Genomic DNA, 16,037 nt, shown 5'->3' on the forward strand with positions numbered 1-16,037 from the left:
GACAGGAGCGAGGCCGGCCGGATTCATCGCGGTCTGTGTCCTCGCGGTCCGGCTCGCGGTCGCCAAGGACCTGTCGCCGGGGCCGAACGCCAGGGCCGGCCCTGTAATGCCGGTGGTGCGGGGGCGAGACGACGCGACTTCCACCCGATACGGCTTGCGTCAACGGTCGCCCCGGCGGCAAGGACACGCCTGCGACGCCGCCGCACCGCCGCCGGAAGGGCAGGCCCTTCGGCGGCTTCCGTAAGCCGGCGGAGCGCCTCACGAGGTGTGTTCGGCCAGGCTCGGTGCGGGCGCCGCGGGCGCCAGGACCTTGCGGGTGACGCGTTCGGCGACGGCGGCGACCAGCGTGCGGGGGCGGCGGGGTGACAGGTGGGCGGTCAGGGCGTTGCCGAGTCCGGGGGCGACATAGCCGCGGTCGCGTTCGAGAGCGCGCAGTGCGGCACGTACGACGGGTTCAGGGGTGGTGAAGGAGCCGGTGACGGCTGCCCGGCGGGTGCCGATCGTGTCGAAGAAGGCGGTCTCGACCGGTCCCGGGCACAAGGTGAGTACGCGGATGCCGCGCCGGCGGTACTCCTGCCGCAGAGCGAGGCCGAAGTTCAGTACGAAAGCTTTGGCCGCCCCGTACACGGCGAAGTAAGGGGACGGCTGGAAGGCGGCGTTGGAGGCGACGTTGACGACCGAGCCGCGCCCGCGCTCCAGCATGCCGGGCAGCAGCTCATGGGTGAGGTCGACCAGCGCGACGACGTTGACCATCAGCTGGTCGTGGTCGCGCGCCCCGGATATCTCCTCGAAGCGGCCGCAGGTGCCGAATCCGGCGTTGTTCACCAGCAGGTCGATGGTCAGCCCCCGCGCGGCCAGTTCGCCGGCGATACGGCGGGCCGCGTCCGGCTCGGCGAGGTCCTGGACCAGCACGTGGGCGCGGACGCCGTGTTCGGCGGTCAGCCGCTCGGCGAGCGAGGAGAGCCGGTCGCCGGAGCGCGCGACCAGGAGCACGTCGTGTCCGCCGGCGGCGAGCTGAGCGGCGAACTCCGCGCCGAGGCCGGACGAAGCTCCGGTGATCAGGGCAGTGCTGTGCACAGGGTCCTCCTCAAGTCGGGGTCGACCAGTCGAGGTCAACTGGAACGAGTATGTAGGAGAATTATAGCTAACTGCAACAGTGTTGATGCAGATATCTGCTGGACGGCGTCACAGATGTATTGTCTTTCCGGGTGAGCGAGGGAGCAGGAGGCATGATGGGCGAGACGGCGCCACGAGCGTTGCGGGCGGACGCGGAGCGCAGCGTGCGCGCGATCCTGGAGGCGGCCGAGCGGGTGCTCGCCGAGGAGCCCGGAGCCTCCATGGAGCAGATCGCCGCGGCCGCCGGAGTGGCCCGCACGACGATCCACCGGCGGTTCGCCAGCAGGCAGGCGCTGATCGAGGCACTGGCCTCGTCGGCCGCCCGGCAGCTCGCCGATGCGGTGGACGACGGCCGGCCGGACACCGCGCCGCCGCTGGTGGCGATGCACCGGATCACGGCCAACGTGCTCCAGGTGAAGAGCGCCTGGGCGTTCGCCCTTGAGCTGCCGGCGGACCCCGACGGTGAGGCCGCCGCGCTCCATGAGGACATCGCCCGCAGCTGCGTCGCCGTGCTGAGGCGGGCCCAGGACGAAGGGCTCATCGACGAGACGGCCGACCTGGACTGGGTGCGCCGGGTGTACTACGCGCTGATCGGTGAATCCCTGCACGGGAACACGGACGGAGCCGCCCCGGACACCCTCGCCGCCCGCATCGTCGACACCCTGCTGCACGGCGCCGGCCCGCGCGCCTGAGCAGGCGCTGGACCGGGTTCGGGCCGCTGCCCGGGTGACGGATAGCGTGGAGGCATGACGATGACGGGGAAACGGCGGGTCCTCTACCGCCAGGGCACCGGGTTCTGGCGGATGACGGCGAAATGGGTGCTGTTCTTCGGGGCCGTGTACCTGGTGGACGGCGGACTGCTGCGCACATGGGGCGACGCCCTGGTCTGGCCGATGATCGGGATCCTGCTGTGGGTGCCGTTCGGGGTGGGCGTCGTCTGGTATTCGAAGAAGGACCAGAAGGTCACTCTGACGACACGTGAACTGCGCATACGGCGCAAGCGGTTGCCGATGGAGAACGTCAACCTGCTGCACGTGGCGCGGACCTGGCTGGACGGACGGTCGACCGCCGACGACCAGCCGGTGGGGGAATGGGCCCGGGCGGAGCGGGTGGTGTGGGTTCCGCTGCTGGACGGCCCGGCGTACGGCGTGGAGTTCCGCGACCCGGCCGCGTTCGCCAAGGTCTTCGGTGCCTTCGCGGTGGCCGCGTGCGGCGGACCGGACATCGTCCGCGAGAGGGCGGCAGCGGCAACCTACCCGGAGCCCCGCCCCATGCGGGCCCGCCCCGCCGCCGACGACGGCTCCTGGGCGGACCTCCTGGACATCTTCGACTGAGCGCGGTGACGGGCAACGGTCCGCCGGGGGAAGGAGGAGGCGTCGGTCACGGTCCGGCCGACCGTGACCGTCCGGGTCTAGGCTCGGACATGGGTACGAAGGTGCCTCACACGCCACAGCAACCTCCGCGTCGCTCCTTCCGGAGCGCTGCCGGCCCAGGAATTCGTGGACCGAGGCCGGTGAGGAGCCGGGATCCTGAATGTGCCGCGCCCGTGGTCGAAGGCACACGGCGCATCGCTCCGGTGAGCGCCGACCGATGCTCTGTGATCAGGCTTCGAGGAAAGGCCCCGTCAAGTGCGGCGTCGCCACGTGCAGCTTGGTCCCGGTTGCGCGGCGGAGCATGCGCTCCCTTGAGCGTCTGGCCGCCTCGGGGTCGACCTCGTGCACGTAGGCGAGTTCGGGGTGGAGCAGCTGGAGCGCGTGCACCAGCAGGTCGCCGGTGATGGCCACCGACTCGCGTCCGTCGGAAACCAGCACGCTCTGGTGTCCGGGCGTATGCCCGGGCGTGGCGACCACGCGCCCGGCGCGCAGGGGGGTGTCCCCGTCGAGGAGCCGCAGCTGACCGGCGGCCGCGAGCGGGTCGGTGAGGGCGTCGCGCAGTTGCGGATTGAGCATGTCGAGGGCGTCGAACTCGGCCCGCTGGAGGAGGTGTTCGGCGTTGGGGAAGTAGGGACGGCGGCCGCCGGTCGAGGCGTGGACGTCCACCGCGCCGTCCGCCGAGGGGACGGCGGCCTCGGTGACGACCGCCCACCCGACGTGGTCGGTGTGCAGATGTGTGAGCACCACGGTGTCGACTTCGGCAGGATCGATGCCGGCGGCGGCGAGCGACTCCGGGAGCACACCCGGTACCGGCGCCCATGAACTGGCCGGGCTGTCCGACGGACCGATTCCGGTGTCCACCACGGTGAGGCCCCTGTCGCTCCGGATCGCGTACGCGCGGAACTGGAGCCGCCAGCGGCCCTCGGCGTCGACCGAGCCCGGGTCGTAGCGGTCGGCCTCGGCCCACTGAGCGGGCGTGGCCTCGGGGAACGCCTCGGCGCGCGGGGAGAAGAACGGGCCCTCCCCATCGGCGAGGGCGATGATCTCGGTCGAGCCTATGCACAGGCGCGGGACGCTGAGGGACATGGCCGCGATCTTGTCATGCCTTCCGTGCGGGTGCGGTGACTCCTCGCGTGCCGTGACAGCGGTGGGCCATCATGGGGTGTGACCCACGCGAACCTCACGACCGGCAGTGTCTGGCGGCTCCACCATGGCGACCAGGAGGTCGCCCGGCTGACCGTGACGGACACCGACATGCCCTGGACCCACGCCGCAGTGGAGGCGCTGCCCGGCTTCGAAGAGTTCCGTCCCCTCTTCGCCGAGCAGGAACAGGCCGTCGACGAGGAGGACTGGGAGCGGGCCGGTGCCTGCTACCACCGGATCCGCCGTGAACTCACCATGACGTTCCCGGACGGCGGTCACGTCGCCGAGTTCATCCTGCACATCCACGACGACGGCACCGCCGGCTGGCGCTGGCACGACGAGCCCTTCGAAGCGGAGAACGACTGACACGCCGGCCTCGCTGACGCCCCCAGGAACCGGGTGTCGTGCCGTGGGTGTCAAACCCCCTGCGACGGTGCGAGTCGGCCGGCGTGCGGAGCGACGAACACCGCGAGGCAACGGAACTCGCCCGCAGGCCCCTCCAGTTGGGCGTACGGGCGCCAGGCGAGCGAGTAGGTCCCGCGCAGCACTCTGGTGTTGCCGGGGAAGGCGCCGCCCGCCCAGAGCAGGGTGCCGCTCAGCTCGCGACCGTGGTGGATGCGGAACTCCTCGTCACGGGTGGGCGTCCTGCGCTGCCGGGGGCGCCACAGGGACGACTCGTTCGTGATGAGCAGGGCCAGCCCGTTCTGGTCCGCACGGTCGCAGAAGCGTTCCAGTCTCTCCACGTCCCGCAGGAAGTCCCGGCGCGCGACGTCCGGCGCGTTGTGTGTGCGCAGGGCGTACTCCTCGGGAGGCGTGCCGGAAGGCGGGGATGCGGGCGTGGCCATGGCCGCCATTGAAGCCGGTGCGGTCCGTCCGGGTCAGCAGAAGTCCGATCACCGTCGACCTGAAGCTGCGGCGCCCACGCCGTGTCGGCGGCGGACGGGCGTACGCGAGGGCCGGGCCGCCGACGGATGGTCGGCGATCCGGCCCCGGTGCCGCGTGGGGCTCCCCTGTTCCCGCGCGGCGCTCGCCCTCGGGGTGGAGTCAGGTACCCGTCGTGGGGCGCTCAACCCCCTGTCAGGGGGCGCTCAAGCCCAGCGTGTACGCGCCGGAGCCGCTGTAGGCGTGGACGACATAGCGGTAGTAGCCCGCGGTGCCGTTGTAGCTGAGGTCCTCCTCGGAGGTGGCGTCGCCGTCCACGGCCACGTCGACCCAGCTCGCCCCGTTCCACTTCTGGAGGTAGAGGTCGAAGTCGGTGCCGGCAGGACCGCGCAGGCAGCCCGTGTGGGTGCCGGAGGACGCCGAGTAGTAGTACGAGCCGTTCGGCTGGACGGCCCGCTGACCGGAGGCCAGGGTGCCCTCGTAGGTGTACTCGGCGCCGGCGCAGCCGGTCGGCGGGGTGCTGGTGCCGACGGTCAGCTGGTAGGTGACCGTGTGCGTGGCGGAGCCGGTTCCGGTGACGGTGATCGGGTAGGTGCCGTCGGCGGTGCCGGAGGCGACCTGCACGGTCATCGTCGAGGAGCCGCCGGAGGTGACCGAGGAGGGGCTGAAGGACACCGTGACGCCGCTCGGCGCGCCGCTCGCGGAGAGCTGGACGGTCTGCGCGCTGCCGCCGGTGGTGCTGGTGTTCACGGTGGAGGTGACGGACGCGCCCTGCTGGACCGAACCCGACGACGGGTTCAGGGACAGCGAGAAGTCCGGGGTGGTGGTGCCGCCGCAGTCGGTCTCACCGGACTGGGCGGGCACGCCGATCGCGTTCCAGGCCGCCTTCACCGCGTTGCACTCGGTGCTGCCGTAGGTGTTCTTCGCGCTGGTCAGGGTCGCCCTGCGGGCGGCGAGGTGGTTCCAGCCGGAGGTCTTCATCAGCAGGGCGCCCATGAAGACCTTGCCGGCCTTCTGGATGCCGATGCCGGTGACGGACGAGGGCCCGCCGGAACATATGGGGCTGCTGGGCTTGCCGCCGCCCGGGTTGGAGCCCTCGGCGAGCAGGTAGAACCAGTGGTTCTGCGGACCGGCCGCCGCGTGCACCTCCGTGTTGGAGGTCAACTGCGTGTAGCAGTTGGGGTCGTTGTTGCGCAGCGACGGGTTGTACATGTACCGGATGGGCCGGTTGTCGCCGAGGAAGTTCAGCTTCTCGCCGACGGTGTAGTCGGGGGTGTCGTTGGGGTTGTTGGCGTAGTGCTCGGTGAGCGCACCGAAGATGTCCCCGGTGGACTCGTTCATGCCGCCGTTCTCGTTGGACGAGCCGGTGCTGCCCGGGGTCCGGTCGAATATCTCGTGGCCGTACTCGTGGGCCACGACGTCGATGCCGGTGAGCTGGTTGGTGCCGTTCTGGTTGCGGCCGTACGTGGTCTTCGTGCCGTCGTAGTACGCGTTCACCTCGGACAGGCCGGCCCGGGCCGGGACCATGCCGCCCTGGCCGTTGATGCCGTTGTAGCCGAACCACGACTTGAGCATGTCGGACTCGCGCTGGGCGGCGTACATGATGTCGACGCAGGCGGTGACGAGGTCGTTGGCGCCGCCGTTGCCCCACGGGGAGGAGCCCGTGTAGGCGGTGCCGCTCTGGCCGCCGCAGCGGAAGCCTGAGCGGTTCGGGTCGGTCATCGAGGTGGCGGCGGTGTCGATGGTGACGTTGCCGTTGTGGTAGCCACGGCCGTCCGCGTGCCGGACCTTCTCGGTGACCTGCGCGACACGACCGGTGCGGGCGTCGACGTAGGTGTCGAGCGAGCTGGGCGCGTTCCTCGCGGTACGGCCGACGAGGAGGGTGTGCCACGCCAGGACCGGCTTGCCGGACTTGAGGAGGACGGTCAGTTCGGGCGCGCTCGCGCTGTCCACCGAGGCGAGCTGTCCCCGCGCGGTGGCGAGCGCGGCCCGTCCCGTGACCGCCGCCCGGGTGGAGAGCCGCAGGGCCGGGGCGGGGGCGCCGGTGACCTCACGGACCTTTCCGGTGGAGTCGCTGAGCACGACGGCGTCGCCGCCGACGACCGGAACGCCCTTGTAGGTGCGCTCGTAGGCCGAGAAGTACAGGCCGTTCGACCAGGGAGTGACGGACGTCCGGACGAGGTTCTCGTCGGCGCCGTGGCGCAGCTCGTCGAGACCGCTGTCCGCGGCGCGGTCGGCGGCGGCGAGCGCGAGGGACCTGCCGTTGCCGGGTGGCGGTGCGGGACGGTCCTGCGGGGCCGCGGTGGCGGGCCCGGCGAGGGCGGCCGCGAGGCTCGCCGAGAGCGCCAGGGCAGTCACGGCGGCGGTGACTCTGGTGGGGTGCAACGTCTGCTCCGTTCAGGGTGGGGAGGCGGATCGTTGCGGCGAGTATGGGCGTGGACATGGCCAGTTCGGGACATGCGATGTTGCATAACTCCCGGGTTATGGTGCGGCCGCGCGGCGGTGCGTACTCTGCGCCAATGAACCTGGAGTTGAGGCATCTCGAGGCCGTGTGCCGGATCGCCGAGGCGGGCAGTCTGAGCCGGGCCGCCAGGCGTCTCGGGGTCTCCCAGCCGGCGCTGTCGGCCCAGCTGCGACGTATCGAACGGGTCGCGGGCGGGGAGCTGTTCCTGCGCGGCCGCCAGGGCGTGGAGCCCACCCCGCTCGGGGAGTTCGTCCTGCGCAAGGCCCGCCTGGTGCTCGGCGAGATGGACGCCCTGGCCGCGGGCGCCCGGGCCATCGCCCCGCACCCGAGTCTGCGGCTGGGCTGCATCCTGCTGGTCCTCGTCGACCGGCTGCTGGGCGAGCTGGAAGGGCTCCTGGCCGGCCAGGACATCCATGTGTCGGTGGAGCAGTCGGCGACCACGCTCACCCGACAGCTCGGCGCGGGAAAGTACGACGCCGCGCTGTACGGCGAGGTCAACGACTACGAGGTGCCGTTGCCCCAGGGCATCATGGCCCGCACCCTGATTCCCAAGGAACCCTTCTGCGTACGGCTCTCGGCCACGCACCCACTGGCCGCCCGCGAGCGGATCGCGCTCGCGGAACTGGCCGACGAGTCCTGGATGATGCTCGTCGAGGACGACGACGGCGGCCCCGAGGCCCTGGTAGCCGCCTGCGCCAAAGTGGGCTTCACCCCGCGGCTGCGCCACCGGGTGACGGACCGGAAGATGCACTACGACCTGATCGCCGCCGGCCGGGCGATATCACTGAGCCAGCCGACCGCCCCCACCGCCGAAGGCACGGTTCTGCGTCCGCTGGCGGGCGACCCGGTCACCGGCCGCATCCGCATCGCGTGGAACCGGGCGGCGGTCTCCACCCGCCAGGCGGAACTGCTCTACCGGGCGGCCGCCCACGCCTATCTCGCGGACGTGGACAACAACCCCTTCCACCGCGCCTGGTGGGACGCCCGCCCCGAGCTGCACCCGACCCTCGACGAGCGGGAGCCATGAGCGGACCGCCGGATGTGTCGTGGGGCCGCGCCAGTGGCGGACGACCCGGAACCGGCCCCGTCGCAGCGGTGTCACCGACGCCTGGCACCATGTGCCGCATGACCACGAACCGAAAGGCCCATGCTGACGGCCAGGGCGGATCCGTGCCGGCAGTCCACACGGCGTCCGACCGGCGGACGCTCTCTCGCAGTTCGCGGGCGCTTCGAGGTGACAGGGCCTGCGTCACGGTGTCGAGGAGAGCTCGGGCCTCGAAGGGGTCGCCGCAGCAGTATCAGTGGACGTTGCCCCACTCGTGGTCGTGCCACAGATCCCGCTCGGGCCGGCGGACGTAGGTCTTCCACCGGCTGACAGCCGTGCTGACGTCGCCCGGCCGCAGGTAGTCGCGGGTGTGCTCGAGTCGGGTGATCTCGCACAGCGCGCGCGAGCACCTGCCGTCCCGCCCCTATGACGCGGACTGAGGACGAGGAACCGAGGCGGGCCAGAACTGCACCAGGTAGCGCTCGATGCCCTCCGGCACGCCCTCGGCCGCCGGCCGGCGCACCGCCGCGCGGCCCTCGCAGTGCACCCGCACCCGCCACCTGGGCCCTCGACACGGAACATCGGCTTGCCGGCGCCCGGGATCGCCTCGTAGAGCTTCGGAACGGAGAAGTGCAGCACCGGCCCCATGCTCTCCGGCGTGTTGGCCGCTTCTCCGGTTGGCGGGGCGCGCCCTGAAGGGGGGCGGTGATCCGCGCCGGCCACGGCCTCGACCTCGACCGTCTGGTCCGGTGGATGTCGCGCCCGCGTGCGGCGAGCCCCGCGCATCGCCCCGCCCGCGGGCCCGCTCTATGATGCAGCGGTGTTCGATTCCCGGCACGTGAGAACGTTCCACGAAGTGGTGCGGACCGGCTCGTACTCGGCCGCCGCCCGCACCCTCGGTTACACACAGCCGGCCATCACCCAGCAGATGAAGGCCCTCGAACGGGACGTCGGCATGCCCCTGTTCGTCCGGGTGGGCCGCGGGTTACGGCTCACCGAGGCGGGCGAGACGCTGTCACGGCACGCCAGCGACATCCTCGGGTCACTGTCGGCGGCGCAGGAGCAGATGAACGCGCTGGCCCGGCTGCACGCGGGACGGGTCCGTGTCTGTGCCTTCCCCAGCGCCAACTCCACGCTTCTGCCGGAGGCTCTGGCCCGGGTGGCGGCGGCACACCCGGGCATACGCGTCGATCTGCTGGAGAACGAGCCGCCGGAGTCCCTGCACCGCCTGGCGCAGGGGGAGTGCGACATCTCCCTGGCGTTCACCTACCCCGGACTGCACGAGCACGTCCCGGAGGACCTGGTCGAAACTCCGCTTCTGGAGGACCAGTTGACGGTACTGCTGCCCAGCGGGCACCGGCTCGCCCGGCGCAGGGTCGTGAAGCTCACCGACCTGCGGGGGGAGCGCTGGATAGCGGGCTGTCCGCGCTGCCGGGCCAACCTGCTGCACGAGTGCGCGGAGGCGGGCTTCGTCCCCGACATCGCCTTCACCACGGACGACAACCTGGCGGTGCAGAGCCTGGTGGCGGAAGGGCTGGGCGTCGCCATGGTGCCCGCGCTGGTGCTGACCTTCATGCACCGAGCCAAGGTGGCCGGCCGGCCGCTCCAGCCCGCATCCCGGCGCAAGGTCTCGGCGTACGTCCTGCGGGAACATCTGCGCGTTCCGGCCACGGCGTTGGTCCTCCAGGAACTGAAGACCGTGGCCGCGGGCAAGACGGGCTGCTGACCCGCTCCATCCGGCCGGTCCCTCGGGCCGCTCCGTCCCGCCGGTCCCTCGGGCCGCTCCATCCGGCCGGTCCCTCGGGCCGCTCCATCCGGCCGGTCCCTCGGGCCGCTCCATCCGGCCGGTCCCTCGGGCCGCTCCGTCCCGCCGGTCCCTCGGGCCGCTCCGTCCCGCCGGTCCCTCGGGCCGGTCAGTCCGGCCGGTCCCTCGGGCCGCTCCGTCCCGCCGGTCCCTCGGGCCGCTCCATCCGGCCGGTCCCTCGGAGTGCCGGATCAGACCGCTGGATCGGATGGCTCAATAGCACCGCCCATCCATAAGCGCTCCTTGGGACATGCGAAGAAAGTGTCGTTGGACGTGATGGCAGAAGCGGTCCGACGCTTTCCGTATGACTTCTGCGCCGACCGCTCCGGGTGCCTTCACCGCCGCCCACGCCACCGACCGCCTCGAAGCCCTGCTCGCCGGATTACGGGAAGTCGTCGGGCGGGGCCTCCCGCCCGACCTGACCGCGCATCTCGTCGGCGAGTGCCTGGCACCTCATCTGGGTGCGCCCGACCTGCTCACCGCTGAGCAGCGGCGGAGCGACCCGGCCCGCTACCGGCAGCACCTGCTGCACGCGGAGCGCGACGGGAGCTTCTCCGTCGTCGCGCTCGTCTGGCTGCCCGGCCAGGGAACCTCCGTCCACGACCACGTGTCCTGGTGCACCACGGGGGTGCACCAGGGCCGGGAACACGAGCGGCGCTACCGCCTCCTCCCGGCGGACGACGGCGCGGCCAGGCTCGTCGCCACCGCCGATGTCGTCAACGCACAGGGAGAGTTCTGCGGGTTCGCCCCTCCAGGGGACATCCACCGCGTCTGGAACGCCGGCCCCGAGACAGCCGTCTCGCTCCACGTCTACGGCGCGGACATCTCCCGCCTCGGCAGCAGCGTCCGGCGTGTCTACCAACTGCCCGTCGACTGCTGATGGCCCTCCTCAGGGAACGTCCCGCGCAAGGTGACCGAATGCGGCGCGCAGCGCCCGCTCTGCGCCCGGGCCTCCTCCTCGCGGCCCTCGGCCTCACCCTCGCCGTCGCCGTGCACGGGCTTCTTCCGGCCGTGCCGATGCTCACCGCCGCCGTCGTGCTCGGCGTCCTCGCCGCACACCTGCCCCGGCTGCGCACGGTGGTACGGGGCCCCGCCCGCCCGGGCCTGTCCTGCGCCGGCAGACGGCTGATGCGTGCCGGCATCGTCCTGCTCGGCCTGCAACTCGGACTCGACGACGTGGCAGGCATCGGATGGGCCACGGTCGGTATGACGCTGGCGGTCGTCCTCACCACACTGGCCGGCACCTGGTGGCTCGCACGGCGACTGGGCCTGCCGGGAGACCAGCCCCTGCTCGTCGCCGCCGGGTACGCGATCTGCGGCGCCTCGGCCATCGGCGCGGTCGGTGAGGCGAGGGGCAGCGACGAACGGGACGCGGCCACCTCGGTGGCCCTGGTCACCCTCTGCGGAACCCTCGCCATAGCCGTACTGCCGCTGCTCCAGGGGCCGTTGGGGCTGGGCGACGCCGAGTTCGGGCGCTGGGCCGGCGCGAGCGTGCACGATGTCGGTCAGGTCGTCGCGACGGCACAGACCGCCGGTGACGCGGCCCTCGGCGAAGCGGTGCTGGTCAAGCTCATGCGGGTGGCGCTGCTCGCGCCGCTCGTGGCCGCCGTCGCGCTGTCCGCCCGCCACCGCAGCCTCGCCGCGGCCGGGCCGGGCGAGCCCGGCCGCAAGCGCGCGCCGCTGGTACCGCTGTTCATCGTCGGCTTCCTCGCGGCGGTGACCCTGCGCAGCACCGGGCTGCTGCCGGGCCCCGCGCTGGAGGCGGCCCACACCGGGCAGGAACTTCTGCTCGCCGCGGCCCTGTTCGGCCTCGGCAGCGCCGTCGACCTCCCCTCGCTCACCCGCACCGGCGCCCGGACGGCGCTCCTCGGTCTGACGGCCTGGCTGGTCGTGGCAGGCGTCTCGTACGCCGGGGTGCTACTGGTGGCGCGCTGACGCGCGCTCTCCCGCGATCCTGACCTCGGGGTACGACCTGACGCGCGGAGTCGGGCGAACTCGCCGCAGTGACATGGCAGTTGACGGAACGGGGCATGCTGTGCGCGCGTCCGCAGCGGACGGCGCCTGCCGAGACGTCCACCGCGGGACCGCGCAGAGCCCATGTCCGGCGGTACGGAGCCGCCGGACACCCCCACCCCGCCGACCCGACCGACCCAGCTCAGGGGCGCCCCTCATGCGCACGCGCCGGGTCAGTACGACCAGCGAGATACCGGTCGAAGATCTCCTGGCTGTCAGGAGTGAAGGTCCACTGCCGCAGAGCCCGTCGCAGCTCGGACTCGGTCAGCCACCCGTGCCAGGCCACCTCTCCCGGATCGGGGGCGACGATCTCCGGGACCACGGCATCACACACCCCGAGCCAGTGGGGGCTGAGGCCGACCCGGTTGAGGAACGTGAACCGAAGGCGCACGGACGCCCGTACTCCCAGCTCCTCACCGAGCTCGCGGGCGGCCGCCTGCTCATAGGACTCGCCGACTCCCGCTGCGCCCCCGACGCCGAGTTCACAGTGTCCGGGGAAACGGGACAGCTGCTCTGCGCGCCGATGGACGAGAAAGCGGTCCCGCCCGTCTCGGCACACGACCGAGGCGACCCGGTGCAGCCAGCCCTCCCGGACAGCTTCCCGCCGGCTGACCGCCCCGAGCACTCGGTCCTGCGCGTCGACGTGGTCCACGAGTTCATCCACGCGCACACGATCGCAGAGCCCACTGACACCCGGCCCGGAAGACCCGGCGTGCGGTGCCCCGCCGGGGCAGGCGTCGCGCGTGCGGGGCCTGTGCGGGTCACCCACGGCGGGTGATCCGCAGCGGCCGGGACGGCGGTCGGATGGATGGGGCGTAAGTCCACCGGTTTCCGCAGCAGCGAAGCGTGAGGACATGAGCGATCCCAGCACGGCCCGGACGGAAGACAGCGGCAGGGACGACAGCGGCAGGGACGACAGCGGCAGGGACGACAGCGGCAAGGGCGAGACGGCCGAGGCGGCCCCGCGGCCGGACCCGCTCCTGCACCCGGGCCGACGGGTGACGACCCTGACCCTCGTGCGGGCCTCGCTCATCGCGGCGGGTCTTGTCACCGCCTACTATCTGCTGCCCCTGGACGGGACCGACTCGGCCGGCACAGCGGCACTGCTCGCGTGCGGGCTGCTCGCCGTGGTGGTGCTCTTCCTCTGGGAGGTCCGGACCATCGCGCGGTCGTCGTACCCCCGGCTCAGGGCCGCCGAGGCGCTCGCCGCCACGCTGACGCTGTTCCTGGTCCTCTTCGCGGGAACCTACTTCCTTCTGGAGCAGTCCACCCCGGGGTCCTTCAGCGAACCCCTGACCAGGACCGACGCCCTGTACTTCACCTTGACGACGTTCTCCACCGTGGGCTTCGGCGACATCACCGCGCGTTCGCAGGCCGGCCGTGTGGTGATCATGCTTCAGATGGCCGGCGGCCTGGTGCTCGTCGGGGTCTTCGCGCGGATCCTCGCGCACGCCGTGCAGACGGGGCTGCGGAGACAGTCGGGACGGCCACCTGGGGACGGGCGCTGACCGCCACGGAAGCGGACGGCGAGCATGGAGGGCAGGAGGGGCCGCACCGGCCCGCTGTCACCCGCCGGGCGGGCGCCGTACGGCAGACGTGCGCGGGTCACTCGGGCAGCTGCCGCATCTCCAGCACGCGTACTCCCAACGACCGGAAACGGGCCAGCAGTCCATACAGGTGGGCCTCGTCGATGACGGGTCCGAACAGCACCGTCTGACCGGACATCCTCACGTGGTCCAGCTCCGGAAAGACCTTGGCCAGCGTCTCCGACAGGTGTCCCTCGACGCGGATCTCGTAGCGCATGAGCCGCTCTCCCGCCCACAGCGATGCATGAACCTGCTGCGCTCTGTTCCGCAATCCTCCTGCTCGCGGTGGAGCCGTGCCTCACCCGGCACAGGTGAGCTGGGAGCCGGCTTCCCGAGCACGGGGGTCAGTGGGTCAGCACGAGCTTGAGCAGGACGATCAGCAGGCCAAGCAACAGGTTGACCGAGGCGGTCAGGGCGATCAGCCGCCGGGAGGCACCGACCCGAAGGGCGGCGGCCACCGACCAGCCCACCTGCCCGGCCACGGCCACGGCGAGGGCCAGCCACAGTGCGCCCGGCACGCCCAGGCCCAGCAGCGGGCTGACGGCCACGGCCAGGGCCGGGGGAACGGCGGCCTTCACGATCGGCCATTCGTCACGGCACACGTGCAGGACCGCCGCGCGGTCGATGCCGTGCTGGGCCAGCCGGGCACCGAACAGCTGGGCGTGCACATGGGCCACCCAGAAGACCAGACCGGTCAGGAGCAGCAGCAGGACCAGCTCCAGGCGTGGGAAGTGGTCGAGTGTGCCGGCGCCGAGCACGACGCCGGCGGCGAGCATGGAACCGTAGACGCCACCGGTGTAGTCGGCGTGGGCCCGGCGCTCCGCTCTGCGCTCCCGAGGGGTGACACGGTCGGTTCTCACCATGGATGCCTCTCGGAGTGGGAGAGCGGCGGTGCGTGCTTCCCCCTCCCGTCGCCGGGACGCTGCGCTCGGCCCGTCGGGAGCTGGGGGGTGACCAGGAAGCTGGCCAGGGTGATGCCGCCGGCGGCGAGGATCGCCGCCTTCAGCCCGTCGAGCTGGGCGGAGGCGTAGGAGTCCGTGAGCGCGTCGACCTCGGCGGGCGGCAGACCGGCACGCTGGGCGGCGGTGCGGACCTGGTCGGTGGAGACGAAAGAGACCCCGGCCTCGATCGCCACCCCGGTCTGCTGCCGGGCCTCCTCCGACAGCCGCGCGTCATCCTCCACCTGCGTGGTGAAAGCATGGGTCAGGGCGCCGATGAGCAGCGATCCGATGAGGGCGGTGCCCAGGGCGGAACCCAGGTTCTGGGCCGTGAACTGCAGTCCGCCGGCCTCGCTGCGTTCCTCCTCGCCGACGCCGGACTGGACGACGTTGCCCAGTTGCGAGGCGAGCAGGCCCATGCCCACGCCCAGCAGTGCCATGGCCGCGGCGAACTGGGCGTCGTCGATGACCGGGTCGATGGTGGCCAGCAGCCACACGACGGCCGCCACCAGGGTCAGCAGCGCGAAGCGGACCACTCTGCGCGGTCCCGCCCTGCGACCCAGCCGGGAACCGACCGTCGAGGCGACGAGCATCGTCACGGAGACGGGCAGCAGGCGCAGCCCCGTCTCGAACGCGTCGAAGCCCTGCACCACCTGGAGATACAGCGGAATGGTGAAGAACAGGCCCAGCAGGATGAGGTTCTGGCTCACCAGCGACATCAGGCCGGCCCGCAGCACGGGCACGCGCAGCAGGGACAGATGCACCAGGGGGTCGGCGCCCTTGGCCTCGCGCCGGCGCTGCCAGTGCACGAAGACGGCCAGGACCACCGCCCCCGCCGCGATGACGAACAGGGTCGGGGCGAAGCCGAGAACCGTGAAGGGCGGGTTGCGGGGCTGCACCCAGCCCCATGAACTGCTCTGCAGGACCCCCAGCACCCCGAGGCCCAGCCCGGCCGCCGACAGCACGGCGCCGAGCACGTCCAGCCGGGGGCGCGGCCCGGCGTGCGGGCTCTCGGCGATCGCCCGCCGGAAGAGGAGAACCCCGATCACGACCACGACCTCGCCGGCGAACACCAGGCGCCACGACAGATACGTGGTCATCCAGCCGCCGAGCAGCGGACCGACCGCGATCCCCGCTCCCGCCAGGCCGCCGATCACGCCGTAGGCGAGGGCGCGGTCCCGGTCGTGGTATGACTCCGCGACCAGGGCCGCCATGGCCGGCAGCACCATGGCCGCGCCCAGCCCCTCGACGACCGACCAGCCCAGGGCCAGCACCCACAGGGTCGGAGCCACCGCGGTCACGGCCGAGCCGACGCCGTAGACGCACATGCCGAGCAGGAACATGCGCCGCCGCCCCAGCATGTCGCCGAAACGGCCGCCGGTGACCATGAAGGCGGCCATGACGAGGGCGTACAGCGTGATCACCGCCTGGATGGCGGTGACCTCGGTGTCGAAGTCCTCGACCAGCTGAGTGATCGAGACGTTCATGACGGATGTGTCCAGGACCATCAGGAACTGGGCCGTCCCCAGCACGATCAGAGCCCGCCAGCGCGTCACGGTGTCCACCTCGCCGAGTCGGCCCGGTACCGGCAACCCCGGGCGGCGGCCGGCCTGCCCGCCGCCGCTCCCATCGCACCCGAATCGCTCGCCGGGTGCCTCACCCGCCAGGGGGGA

16 protein-coding genes are annotated in these 16,037 nt (G+C 72.0%); 8 read left to right on the top strand and 8 right to left on the bottom strand.

All coding sequences use genetic code 11. From position 1 onward, the window contains the following. Positions 1–258: 258 nt before the first annotated feature. Positions 259–1,077 (bottom strand): SDR family NAD(P)-dependent oxidoreductase, encoded by an 819-nt coding sequence (locus ACIGXJ_RS08500; protein WP_399642572.1) that lies wholly within the window; start codon positions 1,075–1,077, stop codon positions 259–261. Between the two features lie 152 nt (positions 1,078–1,229). On the opposite strand from ACIGXJ_RS08500, the gene ACIGXJ_RS08505 reads away from it, so the two are divergent. Together ACIGXJ_RS08505 and ACIGXJ_RS08510 are read left to right on the top strand one after the other, a co-directional pair. Continuing rightward, on the top strand, positions 1,230–1,808 hold the full coding sequence (locus ACIGXJ_RS08505) for a TetR/AcrR family transcriptional regulator (protein ID WP_399642800.1): 579 nt from the start codon (positions 1,230–1,232) through the stop codon (positions 1,806–1,808). A 54-nt stretch (positions 1,809–1,862) separates the two neighbouring features. After that, complete coding sequence (locus ACIGXJ_RS08510; protein WP_399642573.1) at positions 1,863–2,450, top strand: hypothetical protein; 588 nt, start codon at positions 1,863–1,865, stop codon at positions 2,448–2,450. 267 nt (positions 2,451–2,717) lie between these two features. On the opposite strand, the gene ACIGXJ_RS08515 is transcribed toward ACIGXJ_RS08510, so the two are convergent. Further along, positions 2,718–3,575, bottom strand: a complete 858-nt coding sequence (locus ACIGXJ_RS08515) for an MBL fold metallo-hydrolase (RefSeq protein WP_399642574.1) — start codon at positions 3,573–3,575, stop codon at positions 2,718–2,720. A 78-nt stretch (positions 3,576–3,653) separates the two neighbouring features. Between ACIGXJ_RS08515 and ACIGXJ_RS08520 the strand changes: the two genes are divergently transcribed. Then, positions 3,654–3,998: a hypothetical protein gene (locus ACIGXJ_RS08520; RefSeq protein ID WP_399642575.1), complete on the top strand. Its 345-nt coding sequence runs from the start codon at positions 3,654–3,656 to the stop codon at positions 3,996–3,998. 50 nt (positions 3,999–4,048) lie between these two features. On the opposite strand, the gene ACIGXJ_RS08525 is transcribed toward ACIGXJ_RS08520, so the two are convergent. Then, positions 4,049–4,477, bottom strand: coding sequence for a hypothetical protein (locus ACIGXJ_RS08525; protein WP_399642576.1), 429 nt, complete (start codon positions 4,475–4,477; stop codon positions 4,049–4,051). A 232-nt stretch (positions 4,478–4,709) separates the two neighbouring features. Further along, on the bottom strand, positions 4,710–6,899 hold the full coding sequence (locus tag ACIGXJ_RS08530; RefSeq protein ID WP_399642577.1) for a M4 family metallopeptidase: 2,190 nt from the start codon (positions 6,897–6,899) through the stop codon (positions 4,710–4,712). 134 nt (positions 6,900–7,033) lie between these two features. Between ACIGXJ_RS08530 and ACIGXJ_RS08535 the strand changes: the two genes are divergently transcribed. From ACIGXJ_RS08535 to ACIGXJ_RS08550, 4 genes are all read left to right on the top strand, one after another. Then, positions 7,034–8,005 carry a LysR family transcriptional regulator gene (locus ACIGXJ_RS08535; protein ID WP_399642578.1) on the top strand — a complete coding sequence of 324 codons (972 nt, stop codon included), beginning with the start codon at positions 7,034–7,036 and terminating at the stop codon, positions 8,003–8,005. 838 nt (positions 8,006–8,843) lie between these two features. Further along, positions 8,844–9,749, top strand: a complete 906-nt coding sequence (locus ACIGXJ_RS08540; protein ID WP_399642579.1) for a LysR family transcriptional regulator — start codon at positions 8,844–8,846, stop codon at positions 9,747–9,749. A 382-nt stretch (positions 9,750–10,131) separates the two neighbouring features. Continuing rightward, positions 10,132–10,707, top strand: coding sequence for a cysteine dioxygenase (locus ACIGXJ_RS08545; RefSeq protein ID WP_399642580.1), 576 nt, complete (start codon positions 10,132–10,134; stop codon positions 10,705–10,707). A 38-nt stretch (positions 10,708–10,745) separates the two neighbouring features. After that, on the top strand, positions 10,746–11,762 hold the full coding sequence (locus tag ACIGXJ_RS08550; protein ID WP_399642581.1) for a YeiH family protein: 1,017 nt from the start codon (positions 10,746–10,748) through the stop codon (positions 11,760–11,762). A gap of 220 nt (positions 11,763–11,982) precedes the next feature. On the opposite strand, the gene ACIGXJ_RS08555 is transcribed toward ACIGXJ_RS08550, so the two are convergent. After that, on the bottom strand, positions 11,983–12,504 hold the full coding sequence (locus ACIGXJ_RS08555; protein WP_399642582.1) for an NUDIX domain-containing protein: 522 nt from the start codon (positions 12,502–12,504) through the stop codon (positions 11,983–11,985). A gap of 190 nt (positions 12,505–12,694) precedes the next feature. Here ACIGXJ_RS08555 and ACIGXJ_RS08560 point away from each other — a divergent pair, with 190 nt between their 5' ends. Beyond that, a complete protein-coding gene (locus ACIGXJ_RS08560; RefSeq protein ID WP_399642583.1) occupies positions 12,695–13,348 on the top strand; it encodes a potassium channel family protein in 654 nt (217 codons plus the stop codon). 97 nt (positions 13,349–13,445) lie between these two features. On the opposite strand, the gene ACIGXJ_RS08565 is transcribed toward ACIGXJ_RS08560, so the two are convergent. The 3 genes from ACIGXJ_RS08565 to ACIGXJ_RS08575 form a co-directional block, all read right to left on the bottom strand. After that, positions 13,446–13,643, bottom strand: coding sequence for a hypothetical protein (locus tag ACIGXJ_RS08565; RefSeq protein WP_399642584.1), 198 nt, complete (start codon positions 13,641–13,643; stop codon positions 13,446–13,448). A gap of 127 nt (positions 13,644–13,770) precedes the next feature. Further along, positions 13,771–14,289 (bottom strand): hypothetical protein, encoded by a 519-nt coding sequence (locus tag ACIGXJ_RS08570; protein ID WP_399642585.1) that lies wholly within the window; start codon positions 14,287–14,289, stop codon positions 13,771–13,773. Beyond that, entirely contained in the window at positions 14,283–15,920 is a 1,638-nt protein-coding gene (locus tag ACIGXJ_RS08575; RefSeq protein WP_399642586.1) for an MFS transporter, read from the bottom strand. The genes ACIGXJ_RS08570 and ACIGXJ_RS08575 overlap by 7 nt, the downstream gene beginning before the upstream one ends. Positions 15,921–16,037: the final 117 nt, after the last annotated feature.

Source organism: Streptomyces sp. NPDC053367 (genome assembly GCF_044545925.1).
GTDB lineage: Bacteria > Actinomycetota > Actinomycetes > Streptomycetales > Streptomycetaceae > Streptomyces.